The 18,011-nt window shown below is 42.8% G+C and carries 14 protein-coding genes; 4 read left to right on the top strand and 10 right to left on the bottom strand.

Annotation, left to right across the window (positions count from 1 at the left end; all coding sequences use genetic code 11):
- Positions 1-13: 13 nt before the first annotated feature.
- Positions 14-724, top strand: a complete 711-nt coding sequence (locus BN8908_RS04550; protein ID WP_235837408.1) for a tetratricopeptide repeat protein — start codon at positions 14-16, stop codon at positions 722-724.
- Between the two features lie 74 nt (positions 725-798).
- Positions 799-2,250 carry a DUF5106 domain-containing protein gene (locus tag BN8908_RS04545; protein ID WP_082989221.1) on the top strand — a complete coding sequence of 484 codons (1,452 nt, stop codon included), beginning with the start codon at positions 799-801 and terminating at the stop codon, positions 2,248-2,250.
- A 166-nt stretch (positions 2,251-2,416) separates the two neighbouring features.
- Here the strand turns inward: BN8908_RS04545 and BN8908_RS04540 are convergent, their stop codons facing one another.
- On the bottom strand, positions 2,417-3,019 hold the full coding sequence (locus BN8908_RS04540) for a MarC family protein (RefSeq protein WP_021988644.1): 603 nt from the start codon (positions 3,017-3,019) through the stop codon (positions 2,417-2,419).
- 139 nt (positions 3,020-3,158) lie between these two features.
- Here BN8908_RS04540 and BN8908_RS04535 point away from each other — a divergent pair, with 139 nt between their 5' ends.
- Positions 3,159-3,863 (top strand): peroxiredoxin, encoded by a 705-nt coding sequence (locus tag BN8908_RS04535; RefSeq protein WP_068692102.1) that lies wholly within the window; start codon positions 3,159-3,161, stop codon positions 3,861-3,863.
- Positions 3,864-3,975: 112 nt separating this feature from the next.
- On the opposite strand, the gene BN8908_RS04530 is transcribed toward BN8908_RS04535, so the two are convergent.
- From BN8908_RS04530 to BN8908_RS04505, 6 genes are all read right to left on the bottom strand, one after another.
- Entirely contained in the window at positions 3,976-4,890 is a 915-nt protein-coding gene (locus BN8908_RS04530; RefSeq protein WP_068689422.1) for a cation diffusion facilitator family transporter, read from the bottom strand.
- A 735-nt stretch (positions 4,891-5,625) separates the two neighbouring features.
- Positions 5,626-6,189 carry an epoxyqueuosine reductase QueH gene (locus BN8908_RS04525; RefSeq protein WP_068689420.1) on the bottom strand — a complete coding sequence of 188 codons (564 nt, stop codon included), beginning with the start codon at positions 6,187-6,189 and terminating at the stop codon, positions 5,626-5,628.
- Positions 6,190-6,195: 6 nt separating this feature from the next.
- A complete protein-coding gene (locus tag BN8908_RS04520) occupies positions 6,196-8,256 on the bottom strand; it encodes a cation:proton antiporter (protein WP_068689418.1) in 2,061 nt (686 codons plus the stop codon).
- A gap of 196 nt (positions 8,257-8,452) precedes the next feature.
- Positions 8,453-9,982, bottom strand: a complete 1,530-nt coding sequence (locus BN8908_RS04515) for a bifunctional metallophosphatase/5'-nucleotidase (RefSeq protein ID WP_068689415.1) — start codon at positions 9,980-9,982, stop codon at positions 8,453-8,455.
- A gap of 327 nt (positions 9,983-10,309) precedes the next feature.
- Positions 10,310-12,610: a TonB-dependent receptor gene (locus tag BN8908_RS04510; RefSeq protein WP_068692100.1), complete on the bottom strand. Its 2,301-nt coding sequence runs from the start codon at positions 12,608-12,610 to the stop codon at positions 10,310-10,312.
- Positions 12,611-12,854: 244 nt separating this feature from the next.
- Positions 12,855-13,184 carry a hypothetical protein gene (locus BN8908_RS04505; RefSeq protein WP_068689414.1) on the bottom strand — a complete coding sequence of 110 codons (330 nt, stop codon included), beginning with the start codon at positions 13,182-13,184 and terminating at the stop codon, positions 12,855-12,857.
- 204 nt (positions 13,185-13,388) lie between these two features.
- On the opposite strand from BN8908_RS04505, the gene BN8908_RS04500 reads away from it, so the two are divergent.
- Positions 13,389-13,565, top strand: a complete 177-nt coding sequence (locus tag BN8908_RS04500) for a (2Fe-2S)-binding protein (protein WP_021986896.1) — start codon at positions 13,389-13,391, stop codon at positions 13,563-13,565.
- A gap of 32 nt (positions 13,566-13,597) precedes the next feature.
- Here the strand turns inward: BN8908_RS04500 and BN8908_RS04495 are convergent, their stop codons facing one another.
- The 3 genes from BN8908_RS04495 to lgt form a co-directional block, all read right to left on the bottom strand.
- Positions 13,598-16,504, bottom strand: a complete 2,907-nt coding sequence (locus BN8908_RS04495) for an insulinase family protein (RefSeq protein WP_068689412.1) — start codon at positions 16,502-16,504, stop codon at positions 13,598-13,600.
- Positions 16,505-16,655: 151 nt separating this feature from the next.
- Complete coding sequence (locus BN8908_RS04490; RefSeq protein WP_021986898.1) at positions 16,656-17,126, bottom strand: nucleoside deaminase; 471 nt, start codon at positions 17,124-17,126, stop codon at positions 16,656-16,658.
- Positions 17,127-17,131: 5 nt separating this feature from the next.
- The gene (gene lgt / locus BN8908_RS04485; protein WP_068689410.1) at positions 17,132-17,995 is read right to left on the bottom strand and encodes a prolipoprotein diacylglyceryl transferase; all 864 of its coding nucleotides are present in this window, start codon (positions 17,993-17,995) and stop codon (positions 17,132-17,134) included.
- Positions 17,996-18,011 lie beyond the last annotated feature (16 nt).

Raw genomic sequence — 18,011 nt, 5'->3', positions numbered from 1 at the left:
GTAATATAGAGAGATGAATATTAGATATGGATTGATTATCACGGTAGTGGTTTTATTGGCTTCCTGTAACAGCAAAGTTACCCAAACCAATAAAAACGGATTGAATTACATCAAACAAGGCTTGTACGATCAGGCCATCGTAGAGTTCAACAATGCAATTATAACGGATAATGAATGGTTACCGGCTTATTACAACCGGGCAATTTGCTATGCCAATACCAAACGTTACAAAGAAGCTCTGAACGATTTCAATTACATTCTCGCCAATTGCCCGGATCATGCTGAATCTTATTTTAACCGGGGGATTGTGTATGAGAATATCGGCATATACAACAGTGCCATTAAAGATTACTCGCAAACGATCAACTTACGTCCGGACTTTATCACAGCCTATCATTACCGGGGAATTGCCCGGTTTTATATGAAAGATTACGAAGGAGCCCTGGCCGACTACAACAAAGCAATGGAACTCGGGCTGGCCGAAACCGGACTTTATTTCAACCGGGGAGTAATCATGCAAATACAAGGCAACCTTGATGCTGCGATTAAAGATTATACAGAAGCCATCAACATCGATCCTTCCAATGCAAAATCCTATTACAACCGGGGAATTGCCAAGTTGGCTCAGGAACGGTCTGACGAAGCTTTGAAAGATCTTGAGATAGCATCCCGGCTGGGTTTTGCCAAAGCTAATGATGCAATCAACACTTACTTCAGATATTAAACTGTAAGGCAAACATCCGGCTGAGTATTTATCAACATTCAATCATTTCCATCCTATTTAGATTATTCGTAAAAATGAAAAATCTTTTTATTCTATTCTTATTTTGTGGAGTTTTCCAACTCACGACAGTGCATGCACAGGGGTATAACATCCGAATCAACGTCAACAGTATGGCAGGTAAAAATGTAATACTCGCCAACTACTTTGAAGGCAAAGTATATGCCTGTGATACGGCAAAACTGGACAACCAGGGAAATGGCTTTTTCCGTAACAATCAGAAAAAACTGGCAAGGGGAATGTATATCCTGCTGTTTTCTCCCAGTAACTATTTCGATCTGATCATCGGAGACAATCAGCATTTTTCGATAAAAACCGATACGACCAACTATCTGCAAACCATGAAATTCGAAGGTTCTCCCGAAAATACAGCTTTTCTGGACTTTCAGAAATTCATGACCTCTCAAAATCAGAAAATGCAGGTATTGAGAAATGAATTTGAAAAAAATCCGGATAAAGGAAAAGAAGAAATCAGAAAAGCCTATACCGATAAATTCAATCTGGCCGACCACGAAGTCCGCAAATATGTTGCCGATCTGAGTAAAAAATACCCGGGTTCGGCATTAGCAACCTTCGTAAACTTTACACTCAGTCCGGAAACACCCGATTTTTCAGCACAGGTACCCGAAGGTACAAAAGACCGGGATATGGAAATCCGCCGCCGGGCATTCTACTACACCAAAGCACATTTCTGGGACAATACAAATCTTACAGACAGCATGCTGATCCGGACTCCGGTATTCAAAAACAAACTGGACGACTATTTTCAAAATTGGGTAGTCGTACATCCGGACTCTCTGTACCGTGCCTGTGTAGGTGTCATCGAAAAGGCCAAACCCTGTAAGGTAATGTTCCGTTACCTGCTGAACTACTGCATCGTATACACCTTCGATAATAAAATCATGGGAATGGACGAAGCCTTTGTAAAATTAGGTGAACATTATTATATGAGCGGACAAGTGGATTGGCTCGACAAAGAGCAATTGAAAAAAATCACGGATGAAGTCATTAAAAGACAATATAACTTAATCGGTCAGAAAGCCCTGGATTTAAAATTGCCGACTTTAGAAGGCGGATGGGTAAGTTTGCTTGAAACCAAAGCTCCTTATACCCTGCTTCTATTCTGGGAACCCAATTGCGGACATTGCAAAAAACAGGTTCCTTTGGCCAAAAAAGAAATATATGACCGGTTCAGCCCGTATGGATTAAAAGTATTTGCCGTCAATACGCATACCGATAAGAAGCAATGGGAAGAATTTATAGAGAAAAACGAGCTTTTTGATTTTATCAATTGCTGGGATCCGAACAGACAATCCAATTACTGGACAATCTACAACGTATTCTCAACCCCGGTCATGTACATTCTCGATAAAGACAAAAAAATCATAGCCAAAAACCTGGCTGTCGAACAAATGGTCGACCTGCTCAAAAACGAATACAAAAAACAGGGCATCGAGATAAAAAACTAAACCGAAGAATTGTAAAATTTTAGATTGTAAATCGTCCGCTGATTCCGCAGATATATGAATTTCAAATTCGGAAACCCTGGCGGATCAAATTTACAATCTAAAATCCCTTACAAATATTACGACTTATCTTAATCGTAAATCTGAAATCATAAAGCGTAAATCATATCTACAGGCTTTTAATAAAAAGCGTAATCCCGTCAAACACCATTTGCAAACCGATCGTAGCCACAATCAATCCGATAATACGGATCAAGGGATTCATAAAATTATACCTGATTAAAAAATTTCCGATACGGCGGGCTTGCAACATGCAGAACAAATTAACCCCCAAAGCCAATAAAATGGCAACAATCGTTATTTCCCGCCCGTATTGCACCGGGAAAGTCACGGCTGCCGTAATCGTGGCCGGTCCGGCAATCATCGGAATGGCAATAGGTACCGTCGTCAAATCGGCAATCTTGATATGCTCGTCCACCTTAAGAAAAAATCCCTTCAACAATCCCGAAAGGCCGTTGTATATCAATACAGCACCGCACGTAATCTGAAAAGAATACAATTCGACCCGGAAAACATAAGAAAAAGTAATCTCTCCCAAAAAAAGAAAAAAAATAAGAATAATCGCCGCAGTAACGGTAGATTTTATGGAGATATAACGTAACTCACCCGATGTAAACCGTTCCTGTAAAGACGTAACTATCAAAATCTTTTGCAAAGGATTTACCAGTGCCAACAAAGCTACACAGCATCCCAGGATAATCTTTAGGTTCATAGCGGATATTTTTACTCTATCTTCTCACAAAATTAGCCGTTTTTTACGAGATAAACATTAAAACAAGTCAAAAAGTCGAAAGCAACAAAATAGCCCCGGAAACGTTACACATTTAAAACCATAAATCGCTATGAATACAATGGAAAACGATATCACAGCCATTCCCCGTATCGGAGATGATGCTCCGGCATTTAAAGCCATAACGACCGAGGGTGAAATTAATTTTCCCGACGACTTTCAGGGAAGATGGATCATTTTGTTCAGTCATCCGGCAGATTTTACGCCTGTATGCACGACTGAATTTATTACTTTCGGAAATATGACGGCAGAATTTGAAAAAATGAACTGTCAGTTGGTCGGACTTTCAATCGACGGCGTATCCAGCCACATAGCCTGGCTACGGACAATAGAAGAAAAAATCAATTATAAAGGAATGAAAAACGTTAAAATTCATTTCCCCGTAATCGACGATGTAGGCATGAAAATAGCCAAGACCTATGGCATGTTACATCCGGGAGAAAGCAATACCAAAGCTGTACGGGCCGTTTTTTTCATCGATCCCGAAGGCATCATCCGGACAATTCTGTACTATCCGATGGCATTGGGACGCAACTTCGACGAAATGAAACGCATCCTGATCGGTTTACAAACCATCGACCGTTTTAAAGTAGCCTTACCGGCAGACTGGAAGCCGGGAGACGATGTTATAACAACATCTCCGGGAACAATGGAAAAGGCCGAACAACGAGCCAACGAAGAGGAAGCAGGTATGAAATGTTACGATTGGTTTCTCTGTACCAAGCCGCTTCCACTGGAAAAAATAGAGAAAAATATCCGGAGATAACCGGTATTTCCTATGTTTCTTCAAATAACCGATATACAAACAAAAGCCCGTTAACCGATCTCGTAAACGGGCTTTTCTCATACGGTTGTCCGGATGTCATTTTCACACAGTATCAATCTGCCAAAGCATTGTTTTCACAACAGCCGTCGCAATGTTCACCGACAGTCTCAAACTCCAGCGTAGCATGAGCAATCCCGGAATTTCCCAAACGATGCTTTAAAGTGCATTTTAAATCCTCCATCTGCCGGATGTCCTCCACGACAATATGAGCTGTCAAGGCCGTTTCCGTCGTACTCAAGGCCCAGATATGCATGTGATGACATTCCTTCACCCCCGGTGTCGATACGATAACTTTTTCAATTGTCTTGTAATCCGTATTTGCCGGAACTCCGTCCATAGAAAGCCGTAAACTATCGCGCAGCAATCCCCAGGTAGAATAAACGATAATAACAGCAATACCGATACCGATCAAAGGGTCTATCACATAATAACCCGTATATTGAATAATGATGCCCGAAACCATAACGCCGACTGAAACCAAAGCATCTGCAACCATATGCAAATAAGCGCCTTTCACATTCAAATCCTTTTCCTTATCCTTCAGGAACAACCAAGCCGTAACGGCATTTATCAATACACCGACACCGGCTACCCAGGCCACAGCATCTCCTTCCACCGGACGGGGCTGGAATAATTTATTGATACTCTCTCCGACAATAAAACCGACAGCTACCAGCAATATAACTGCATTCAACAAAGAAACCAATACCGTACTTTTCTTGTAACCGTATGTATATCTGGGAGTCGCCTGCACCTTGGCCAGACGAAAAGCCAGCATAGCCAGCAACAAACTGGCCACATCCCCAAGATTATGACCGGCATCCGAAATCAATCCCAAAGAATCGAACCAGAAACCTGCAGTAAATTCAATGACGACAAAACCTGCATTTAAGACAATTCCGATAATAAATGCCTTATTCAACGAAGTGATCCCATACGAATGATCATGATGATGATGCTCAGACATAACGACAAAATTTCCGTATTCTATAAATAATCTCTTCCAAATCCTCCCCATATATCCCCCCTCCGTTCATCCAACCCTAAATCCCGTCTCCTCATATCCCCAAATCAAAAATCGTAAATCTAAAATCGTAAATCAAAACCAACCCTACATACCTTAACATCCCACTACAAAAAAATCTCAAATTCGTCTACCCTATACTCCCCAATCAAAAATCGTAAATCTAAAATCGTAAATCAAAACAACCCTACATACCAAAACATCTCACTACAAAAAAATTCCAAATTCGTCTACCCTATACTCCCCAATCAAAAATCGTAAATCGTAAATCGTAAATCGTAAATCAAACCAACCCTACATACCAAAACATCTCACTACAAAAAAAATCTCAAATTCGTCTACCCTATACTCCCCAATCAAAAATCGTAAATCTAAAATCATAAATCAAAACCAACCCTACATACCTTAACATCTCACTACAAAAAAAATCCAAAATCAGTCTACCCTATACTCCCCAATCAAAAATCGTAAATCTAAAATCGTAAATCAAACCAACCCTACATACCAAAACATCCCACTACAAAAAAAAATCCAAAATCCGGCTGCCCTATACTCCCCAATCAAAAATCGTAAATCTAAAATCGTAAATCAAAACCAACCCTACATACCTCAACATCTCACTACAAAAAAAAATCCAAAATCCGGCTACCCTATACACCCCAATCTAAAATCGTAAATCTAAAATCGTAAATCAAAATCCCCCTTCCCTCGTCTACTGAATTCACAACCGCAATATTGCTGATTGTAAAAACCGTTTTCTGCCAGTAAAATCCGGCGGCGTTCGGATAATCCCTCTTTGCGCCAGTTTTTCTCCCAAAAGGCAATCCCTTCAAATTGCCCGGCAGCCCAATGTCCGGCCTCCGCAATTTGTTCCAGATTCTTCCAACGGGAAGAAGCCAGTGTCGTTGCAAAACGGTCGAACCCCTTCTCCTGCGCCATACGGGCAGTTGCCAGCAGACGCATTTTAAAACACACAAAGCAACGTTTTCCCCGTTCGGGCTCCCTTTCCAATCCGCTGACCAGTTCCAACCATCCCGCATGATCGTAATCCCCGTCTATAATCTCCAACCCCAAAGCCCGGGCATAACGGCTGCATTCCTCCTTCCGGATATCATACTCCGTCCGTGGAAAAATATTCGGATTAAAATAATACAATGTCGGACAAAACCCGTTTGCCGTCAACCATTCGATAATCGCTGCGGAACAAGGAGCACAACAAGTATGTAGCAACAATTTCTGCATATCACATCAGGTTAAATAACGACTTCCCTTCGTACTTGCCTGCAAGGGATAGACTAAAATAAAACTGTTTGCCTGAAAATATTTATTGAGATAACCCGGGATCCGGTTCATCCCCGGATTATAAGAAATCCGGTCATGACGGCTCATAACCACCCAAAGCATATCATCCGGCCTCACATCCCGGAAGACAATCAGAAAATCATCCCAATCTCCAAACTCCTTATACTCCGCTTGTACTTGCTTGGGTAAAACACCTTTCAATTGTTCCAAGGTCTGAAACGTTCCGTAAAAAACAACTCTGGCCCCCGTATTCTGCACCAGATTTCCGGTCCGGTTTGCCCATTGAGTAAAACCGATTTCCTTCTCTGCCTGTTCGGGAATAACCACCAGATGCCGCTTCATGGTTGAAAGTGGCTGGACAGATTTATAAATTAAAGTCGTGACATCGCTATGATTTAAAATATCTTCTGTGATACGCCCCAAAAAAGAAGTCGAGATTCCTTTTTCTTTGTGCAAACCCAGCACCAGATCGGTGATACTGTGTTCCAATATCACACTCAATACTGCATTCGGTACATTCAGATCATAACGTAATAGTTCCTGCAAATGCGTATCCGTTGCCGCAGCCGTCAAAGCTGCATTTTCCAATAACCTTTTTGCCTGTTTTACACTTCCTTCCTCCGTCGATTGATTATCCAACACCTTCAAGGCATACAAAAAACGCATGTTCTTCGGCGATTTCACCGCCAGACTCAAATTTACCAACTCCTCGGCGGTTTCCTCATTGCTGACCGGAATCAATATCCGCTCCTTATGCTCTTCAACCTGGCGTTTCTCCTCAGAAATCTGCGCCACAGCCAAATTGTGAGCACCCCGCTGCGCCGAAAAAGAAGCCATCGTACACGTTACCAAAATCATCAATATCGTACCGTTCAACACACTTTCGTTCAATAAGCGTATCGGTTCTCCCTCCGGAGTCTGCCCCAGAATAGCGTTATACCCAACCATCACGGCTGCCAGAGTCGCTGCCGCCTGCGCATTACTCAAACCGAAAATGACCCGCCTTTGGTCCACCGACATACGAAAGGTCTTCTGTGTCAGCCAGGCAGCAGCATATTTTGCCGCCGTTGCAATGATAATCATTACAATGCCGACCTTGATCGTCTCAAAACTAGTGAAAAACACCCGGTAATTGATCAACATGCCGACTCCGATCAAAAAAAACGGAATAAAAATAGAATTCCCGATAAATTCCACCCGGTGCATCAACGGAGAAGAATGTGGAATCAACCGATTCAAAGCCAAACCGGCCAAAAACGAACCGATAATCGCTTCCATTCCGGCCAACTGCGCCAGATAGGCACCCAGAAATACCATGACCAGTACAAAAATATATTGAGAGATACTATCCTGTACCCGTTTGAAAAACCAACGCCCGATCAAAGGAAAAACAATAACGACAAACAAAGCGAATACAATCACGGATACGGATAACCGGGTCCAGAAATAATCTCCCGTCTGTCCGGTAGCCATTCCTACAATAACGGTCAGCACCAACAAAGCCAAAGTATCGGTGATCATCGTTCCCCCCACGGTAATACTTACGGATTTATCCTTCGTAATGCCCAGCCGGCTGATAATCGGATAGGCAATCAGCGTATGGGAAGCAAACATACTTGCCAGCAAAATAGAGGTTTCCATTGAAAAATTCAGGACATAATAGCCTGCGACAATCCCTAAACCCATCGGAATCAAAAAAGTATACATACCGAAAACCAGGCTCTTCCCGCTATTCCGTTTAAAATCACCCATATCGATCTCCAAACCGGCCAAAAACATAATATATAACAAACCCGCCGTTCCTGATAAAATGATGCTGCTATCCCGCAGCACCAAATTTAAACCGTAAGGTCCGATAATTGCCCCGGCAATAATTAAACCCAGCAAATGAGGTACCTTCAATTTATTCAGCAGTAAAGGAGCCGACAAAATAATAATCAGGATCAACAAAAATTTCAATACCGGATCTGTCAGCGGCAATGAATGGGATATCGATAACAATAACATAACTCTTGTATTACAATTACACAAATTTAAGAAAATAGCAGGAGTTTCGGAACGGAAATCTCTGTCATTAATTTATTTTATTTTTGTTTGAGGATTTACGATTCCGGTTCAACCGGACCGCTTATCAACTATTCCAATTTAAAATGACTTTACGTACACAAAGCATACCTAAAAACAAAAAACCTTTCCAACACAGCTATTTTACCTCTATTCTCCCGTCCGTATAAGGTGTTATACGTCCTTTCATCTGTATATAGTCTGCCAATACATCAGAAAGTAAGCGGGATGTATTTTCACGGTAGGTTATATTTCCAAGTCCGGCCTCATATCCGTCCTTACCTGCTGCCACATAATCACAGGTTGCCATATAATAAATCATTGTATCCACCACCGGTTTCCCCCCGATTGATAACGCCTTTACCTGTCGGGCTTGCCGGTCATATACCACATGAACATCCCCGGAAACTTGAGCAAAAGCACCGTTTCCCGGGGTAACGGAAGCAATAAAGGTAAACAGGCGCCGTACATCCGCTCCGCTCATTCCGATCACCTCCAGCACATTGGCAAACGGCAATACGGACAAAACCTCTTCCCGGGTAATCTCTCCGGCAGGTAATCCGGCACGTATACCTCCTGAATTTACCAAACCGAAATCAGCTTTCAGATGCAACCCTTCCGTAGCTTTCCATTTCAAGGCATCAGCGACCAAATTTCCGAGACTACTCTCCCGATAGCGGGCCACATTTTCATCCCGCTCATACAAAGCGAATTCTTTTGTTGCTAAGCCGACAACCGTTTGCAAATCTGAATGAGCAACCTCTATATAAGGCTCCAATTGCCGCCATAACATTATATCCGGAGCATACCCTTTTATAGGTACCGATTTCCAATCGAATCCTGTCAGCCGGTGCCCTTTTACCCGAAGTTTTCCCATTCCGACGTAACGTCCGCTCTGATTCGCAGTCACGATCCAGGTACGATTAACCCATTCCGGTTTTTCAATATACGAATGCGAATGCCCGTCTACCAAGATATCGATACCGTCTACCTGAGAAGCCAGCTTCCGGGAAGTTACATAATCCGGAGTTGTTTCTGTAAATCCCAAATGTACCAAACCGATCACGACATCCGCTCCTTGCTCCCTCAACACCTTCACCATCCGGGCTGCAGTATGAATTTCCTCTTCAAAATCCAGCTTATCGGCACAAACACTGATATGACGTGTATGAACAGTTGTAATACCGAATACACCGACTTTTATTCCGCCGATTTCTTTAATCAGATATTCCTGACCTAAAATCTTTCCTTTTTGCCGGATATTCGAAACCACAAAAGGGAAATCAGCCCATTCCATTTGTTTAAGCAACACCTCCAAAGGTTTGTCGAACTCGTGATTACCGACCGTCACTGCATCATATCCCATATAATTATAGGCTGCAATATCCGGATGAGCGTCTGCCATATTCGAAGCTGCCTGCCCTGTATTGAAATCACCGGCGTCCACTAATAACACATGCTTATTCTTCTCCCGGATTTCCCGGATAAAAGTAGCCCGCTCAGCCATTCCGCCCATACTATCGACAGGCACAATACTACCATGACTGTCATTGGTATGCAGCAAGATCAGTTCTCTTTCCTTTCCCGGTTCATCGCAGGAATATACAACAACTGCCAACGATAAAACAGCAATCCATACCAACACCCTAAAACGTGCAAAAAACATCATTAATTTTATTTTTTAGAGACTTAACAAACTTTTTGAGGAGAAACAAAATTACACAGATTTTACACCAAACAAAAACCCCGGGACAAAATCATCAGATTTTATTTCAGATGAAAAAAATTAAAATCCGGAATTCCACCTTGTCTATAAAAAAGACTGCAGTTCATTTGTCTGCAGTCTTTCCAAATCATTATTAATCAATCGTTATCTTTGTATTGTGATAGGACAAAGATAAACCGTTGTCTGTTTGCTGCAAATCCCCATTTAGAGGTAAAAAGCAGTTCTTTTTATGCGCAGACTCACTATTTATAGTTAAAAACAGTCCGGTTCTTAAAAAGAAATCTTTACACCGGCAAAATAACTCCGGGGAAGTCCGGGACCGTATATATATCCCGAGTCCCGGTCAGGGCCCTTGTCAAAATCCGATTGATAAGCTTCAAATATGTTACGTACACCGGCATTCAATTGTAAACCGATCTCTTTACTTATTGAAAAATCATAAGCCAGTTTTACATCCATATCCAAAAAATCACGCGTATCCACCGCGATATCTTTGGGAATATACCCTTTTGCATGCGGCACCAGCATTTCACCGGTATAAGTACCGGAAAGCACTACCGAAAAACGCTTGACCGGATTAAGTAAAGCCGTAAAATACCCATATACATCCGGTGTACGGAAAATTTTTCTTTCAGCAGGCACCTCCGGATCTTCACTCCATTTTTCGGGTTCCTTATAACGGCTGCGCTGTATCGTCGCTCCGGCCTGTAATTCCAGCCAACGGGTAAAAACAGCGCGCCCTTCCAGATTTACTCCCATTACCTCCGCTCCGGAACCGTTCCGTCTTTCCTTCGTCAGAATCCCATTGTCCGTACTGATATCTTCCAGAACAAATACATCCTTCAAATTTGTATAAAACCCTTCTACCAGCAAATTCACCTGCACCTGTCCGAAACGATGATACATATCTGCCGAAACACTGACACTTTGCGACCGTTCTTCCTTCAAATCCGGATCGATTTTTATTATCGCCACCTTTCCACCGACCGCCGCAATATGCAAATCCTCGTCAAAAGCCTGCGGCGCCCGAAAACCTCCCGAATAACTGGCCCGGAAATTCAGATTGGGAGTCGGATTATACCGGATATTCACGCGCGGACTCAATACGACATGATCCAACATATTGTGCTTATCTGCCCGTCCCCCTATCAGAAAACTCCAGCGATCGTTCTTCCATTCGTTTTGTATAAAAGCACTTACAATCCGTGTCGTCTGGTCAAAATCCCGGTTATACCCGCAAATCTTATCCGCCAGGCGATCGTAATTAAATTCGGCACCGACGGTTAAGTCCGAAGGCATAAATAAAAACCGGTCGAAATGATAAAACAACTGCCCCCCGCCGACATATGTCAAATCCGTCGTATTCCCGTAAGCATTCAAATCTTTTCCCGTACCGTAATAGCTCTCCCGGTTAATGTGTTGTACCGACGAAAACAAGCTGAAACGGTATTTTTCATTCGGGGCAAAATAATCGAACTTCAAACTTCCCGTATTGATATCATGTTCCACTTGCTCGGCTATATCGGCCTCGTGTGGCGGTCTGTCCAACTTATTACCACCCCGTCTGAATTCATGAATGGTATGATATTCGGCTGTCAGCCGGCTGTAAGTTCCCGTTTTCAAAAACGAACGCATCCCCAGCGTCTTACTTTTGATCTTCGGCAACTCCGTATATCCGTCTCCGTCATAATCGTATCCCGGCCGGAAGCGCGACTGCCCGAACACATACAGACCTGCTTTCCGGTTATCCGAAACCAGGGAAGCATTCAATGAAGTCGCATGATCGTATGTATTACTTCCCCCCAACATCGTTACATTATGGGCAATTTGAGCCGAATTACGTTGTGGCTCTTTTGTAATGATATTGATTGTTCCGGCAATTGCCGAAGACCCGAACAAAGCGCTTCCCCCTCCCCGCATTACCTCTACACGTTCAATCATATTTGCCGGGATCTGCTCTAACCCGTAAACTCCGCTCAAAGCACTGAAAACCGGACGCGAATCAATCAGTATCTGAGTATAGGGACCGTCCAGCCCATTAATTCGTACCTGTTGAAATCCACAATTCTGGCAATTATTCTCCACCCGGACCCCCGGCTGAAAATTCAGCCCCTCGGCTAAACAAACTGCTCCCTGTGTCTCGAACATCTTTGTATCCAAAACCTTTACTAAAGTCGGAGCCATCCGCCTTGTCGTCTCGTTCCGGTTAGCCGAAACCACCACTTCGTCCAAAGCCACCTGATCTTCCTCTACCTCAAAATTAACTTCCAGGGTTTTCCCTTTCTTCAGCACGACCTCCCGCTGTACCGGCTTATAACCGACAGCCGTTACAACCATCGTAAACTTTCCTTCCGGCAGGTTTTTCAAAAAATAATGTCCGCTTGCATCCGTCGCCGTTCCGATTGTTGTTCCCTTCAATGCCACTGTCATAAATGCCAGATGTTCTCTGCTTTTTTTACTTATCACATGTCCGTATATATTGGCGTCTGTCGGATTCAGTTCAGGCGGTATACCCTGTAAACAAACAGACACACTCAACAACAATACCACTAAAAGTATATATCTCTTCATCATAAACAAATTTCTTTAAAAACATAAATAATAAGATAGTCTGAACTCCGGGACAACTGAATTTCAGATCATTGATTGATCGGAAAGAATGAAATAAAAACAAAGATTACAAGATGAAAAATCGTTCATCTTCCAATAAAACGGCTCTCCCTGAAACGTCATATAAAATAACGCAACAGATAAACGATAAAAATAAATCGTAAATTATAAAAGAGAAATTCAATCTGAAATCCGATCACAGTCCCTATAGACCGGCCGGAGGACCACGAAGAGATAATACGCCGGGTACAGCAGATATAAAAACCGATGCACCGGACACACAGAGTACGACGGGTAATTCCAAACAAACAGCGGCAAAATCGAAACAGGGAACGACATCTGTCGTCGAAGTATACGAAGTAACGGCATGTATCAACTGGAACCCGGCATGTGTATGCGAATGGGGAGGCTGTCCCGGAACATTTTTAAACAAATGCGAATGCACGATCGTTACCCCATCCACGACATGGACGTGGGTACAAAGCGAAATAATCCCGATATATCCGATAAAGATAACCGGAAGCAAGAACCTCATTATTTCATTTATAATCCGCTTCACATTCTATTTTTAGAGAAATGCAAAAATAGTAAAAATCGAATATCTTTTCATATATTCACGCAAATTATAAATCTTATCTATAATGACATAAAAAGATATGATCGGATTTATTAAGGCTGACAACGGTTTTTATCGTAATTTTGGAACAAAATAATTATAAATCAATAAAAACAAACGATTATGAGTGAAACGATATGTCATTGCTTTGATGTAAGCCGTGAAGAAATTGAGAAAGCCATCCGCGAAAAAGGACTGAAAACAGTAGAAGAAGTAGGAGAAGAAACCAATGCAGGAACAGGCTGCGGCGGTTGTCAGGAACAAATTCAGGAAATCCTGAATGAAATAAACGGAAAATAAAAAAAGGTGCCAGTGCTGGCACCTTCTTTATTTTAATAACCGAATATCTCTTCCCGGGTCAAATGGGTAATCGGTCCGTATTTTTGCAAGCCCTTCAAATCCAGTTCTTTTTCGTCTCCTAAGATACAATACGTATACGTACGACCTTTAATCCATTCTTCCTGGAATTTCTTCACATCCTCCAACGTCATCGTCTGGGCTTTTTCAAACAACTCTTTACGACGATCCGTTGTCAGCCCCAAATCTTGTGCCCCCAAATAATTCCACAATATATCCGATTTCGTGATACGCTGTGTCCGTAAGCGGGTCAGGAGAGCATCCTTAGCCAGCTTAAAGGCGTTTTCCGATTCCGGCATATCGTTGATAATTTCATCGAAAGCCGCCAATGCATCTATCATCTTATCATTTTGACAAGCGATAAAAGTATTGAAAATATAAGGCTTATCCAACTTTCCGGGTTGACTGAGACCGGCTCCGGCCGAATAAGCCAAACCGCGGGCTTCACGCATTTCCTGGAATACAATGGCATTCATTCCACCGCCGAAATACTCATTGTACATGGATAATACCGGATAAATAGACGGATTGAATTTTTCTCCCCGATTGGAAATAGAAGCCATATAAATCTGTTTTGCATCGTAAGGAGCAATAAGCACCTTATTGGTCGGCGTCAACTGAGGAACGAAACATTTATTATCAGGGACAGGAGTCAATTGCTCCGGAACCTGGTGCTTGTCATTGATAACAGCAACCACTTCCTCCATCGTCATCGGACCGTAATACAGTATCTTATGCGCATAATTGTTCAGTTCACTGGTCCGCGACAGTAAATCTTCCGGCTTCAACTCCTGCAGTTCCTTAGCCGACAATATATTGCGGGCGGGTGAATTCGGTCCGAATTGAGCATACTGAGTCAATCGGCTGAAATTGGCGGATTGGTTCAATTTTGCATTCTGACGGGATTTCAAAATATCGGCCTTCATGTTTTCCAGAACTTCCGGAGCCGGTTGAGCATCTGCCAGCAAAGATTCAAACAATTCCATTGCCTTACCCATATTCTCACTCAATCCGGATATACCTACAAATACCCGTTCCGTTCCCGGAGATACAAAATAGTCACAAGCCAATTTATAGAATTCCTGTTTGATCTGTTCCGGAGTCATCTTGCTGGTACCCAGATAATCCAGATACTGTACGGCCGTTCCTAAAACTTTGTCCTGAGAAGTACCCATATCAAATACATACATGATCGTAAACAGATCGTTCGTTGTATTCTGCTTGTAAAGCACAGGAATGCCCGATTTAGCCGTCGTCTGTCCCATATCCTTGGCATAATCCAGAAATACCGGTTCGATCGGTTTCACCTGCGAAGCCTGAATTTCCCGCAAAAATGCACTGGAAGTATCCCGGTTCATAAAAATCGGCGTAATGGCAGGCTTTGACATTTTCTTTTCATTCGGGTCTTTTCCTTCCCGTTTGTATACCACAGCATAATTATCCTTGAAATTCGCATTTGCAAAGTCCACAATCTGTTGCTTGGTAACTTTACTCATTTTATCCAATGAAGCCACCTTATCTTTCCACTCGATTCCATTGATAAAAGCATCCACAAACTGATCGGCCCGGGAGCTGTTGCTCTCCATCAACGATTGCATATAACGTTTATAATTGTTTACCGTAGCCTCGATTAAACTCTCGTCAAATTCGCCTTTCTTCAGTTTTTCGACTTCCGCCAATAAAATATCTTTGGCTTCTTCCAACGTCTGTCCTTGTTTCGGACGGGCATTCATCATAAACATACTGTAATCGGACATCATATTCGGATAAGCATAAGCCGACAACAATTTTTGTTGCTGATTGATATCTAAATCGATCAAACCCGCTTTACCGTTATACAAAATCTGTCCCACCAATTCCAGTAATTCAGCATCCGGAGAAGAAGCTCCCGGAAAACGCCAGGCCAAAGCCACATTTGCAGCCTCCAATCCCAGGACTTCTTTTACAATCGGTTGTTCTATGGCAGGTTCCGGCTGGAAATTCAGCTTCGGTAAATTGGGGTTCGGTTGCATACCTCCGAAATATTGCTTGATCGTAACAATGACTTCATCCGGATTGAAATCACCCGACATACAAATAGCCATATTGTTGGGCACATACCATTCCTTGTAATAGTTCTTGATATTGGTAATAGACGGATTCTTCAAATGCTCCTGTGTCCCCAACACCGTTTGGGTTCCGTAAGGATGATTCGGGAAAAGAGCCGCCATTATCTGCTCGTACACCTTCCGGTTATCACGTGTCAAAGACATGTTTTTCTCTTCATACACCGTTTCAAGTTCTGTATGGAAACCGCGGATAACATTATGCTGGAAACGATCAGCCTGTATTTTAGCCCAATTTTCAACTTCATTCGAAGGAATATCCTCTACATAAACCGTCATATCGTTACCGGTATAGGCATTCGTACCGTTGGCGCCGATAGCGGACATCAGCTTGTCATACTCATTCGGGATAGCCAGCTTCGAAGCTTCATACGAAATACTGTCGATTTTCTTGTACAAAGCCGCACGCTCGCCTTCGTCCGTTGTTTTCCGGTACACCTCAAACAAATTCTCGATTTCATCGAGCATCGGTTTTTCCTGTGCATAATTCTGCGTACCGAACTCTTCCGTACCTTTAAACATCAAATGCTCAAAATAGTGAGCCAAACCGGTCGTTTCAGCAGGATCGTTCTTACCGCCGACACGCACGGCAATGTAAGTCTGAATACGCGGCTTTTCCGGATTAACGGTCAGATATACCTTCAAACCGTTATCCAAAGTGTATATGCGGGCATTCAAGGGATCACCCGGCACACTTTCATAGTCACGGGATGTGTTGCAAGAAGCCAACAAAGCTCCCAACACAGCCAAAAACAAAACATAAAAGATTCTTTTCATACTCATATATTTAGGAAGTTAACATCCGTCGTGAAAGCAATCTTCTACTACCCATCCTATCATTTGGAAACAAATATACTTTTTTTTAATTATTATCAAATAATTTCATTTAATAAATGATAAAAAAAACAGAGGTAAAACCTCTGTTTTCTCAATATATCGTCTTATCTTCTTTCGTTCGCCACAACCGGAACTCTTCTCCGGCCTCTTTTTCCCGCTGGTTACAGAAAGGAATACTCCGCTCTGCCTCCGGCATCTCAATTTCCCGGTATATAAACGAATCATCGAATCCAGCCTCTGCAGCATCCGTCTTCGTACAGGCATAATACACCTTGTCCGGACGAGCCCAGTAAATAGCTCCCAAACACATCGGACAAGGCTCACAACTGCAATAAATTTCGCAACCCGCCAACTGAAAACTACCGAGTCGGCGGCAAGCCTGCCGGATCGCATTTACCTCGGCATGTGCCGTCGGATCATTATCCGGAGTAACCGTATTAGCAGAAGCAGCAACCACCTTTCCATCTTTCACAACCACCGCTCCGAAAGGACCTCCTGCCCCTTTTTTCACATTCTCTACAGCCAACCGAATGGCCTCTTCCATAAACTTCTTCTCGTACATAATAACTATTTTCTCTTTTTGACTTTGTGACTCTGTGACTCCGTCACCCTATGACTTTTACTGTACCATATCATAAACAAGCCCGCAATTACAAACGGAATACTCAGCCATTGTCCCATATTAAGAGCCATATCAGCTTCCCACGGCTCCTGCGGTTCCTTTATAAATTCAATAAAGAAACGGGCTGAAAAAATCAGTATCAAAAACAATCCGAACAAAAAGCCTAAATGCTCCTTAGCCCGTGTTCTCCAATAAAAATACATCAGAATTCCGAAACTGAGCAGATAACAAACCGCTTCGTACAATTGAGCCGGATGTCGCGGCGTCGACGGATCAGCAATCCCGCTGGCGTTGACAAACTGAAAAGCCCAGGGCACATTGGTCGCTTTTCCGATAATCTCCGAATTCATCAGATTCCCCATCCGGATAAAAAAACCGGCCAAAGCAATCGGAATGACAGCCCGGTCCAATATCCAAAAAATCGATTTTTTACTCACCTTCCGCGAATAATACCACAATCCTGCAATAATACCAACCGCTGCACCATGACTGGCCAGTCCCTGAAACCCGGTAAATTTGAAAGGATTGAACTGAAACGGTAATACAATTTCCAAAGGATGCTGACTATAATAAGCCCAATCGTAGAAGAAACAATGCCCCAAACGGGCACCGATCACCGTCGCAATAGCCACATATATCCACAATTTATCCAACCAGGCCTGGCTCAACCCCTCCGACTTAAACATCTTTTCCTCCACCTTATATCCGAAAATAAAGGCCAAAGCAAATAACAAACCGTAATACCGGATCGAGATCGCCCCCAGATTGAACAATTCCGGGTCTACATTCCAATTGATATACAATAACATTGATTCAGGATTTATA

The sequence above is a fragment of the Culturomica massiliensis genome (assembly GCF_900091655.1).
Taxonomy (GTDB): Bacteria; Bacteroidota; Bacteroidia; order Bacteroidales; family Marinifilaceae; genus Culturomica; species Culturomica massiliensis.
This window is presented reverse-complemented; position numbering and strand designations above follow the sequence as displayed.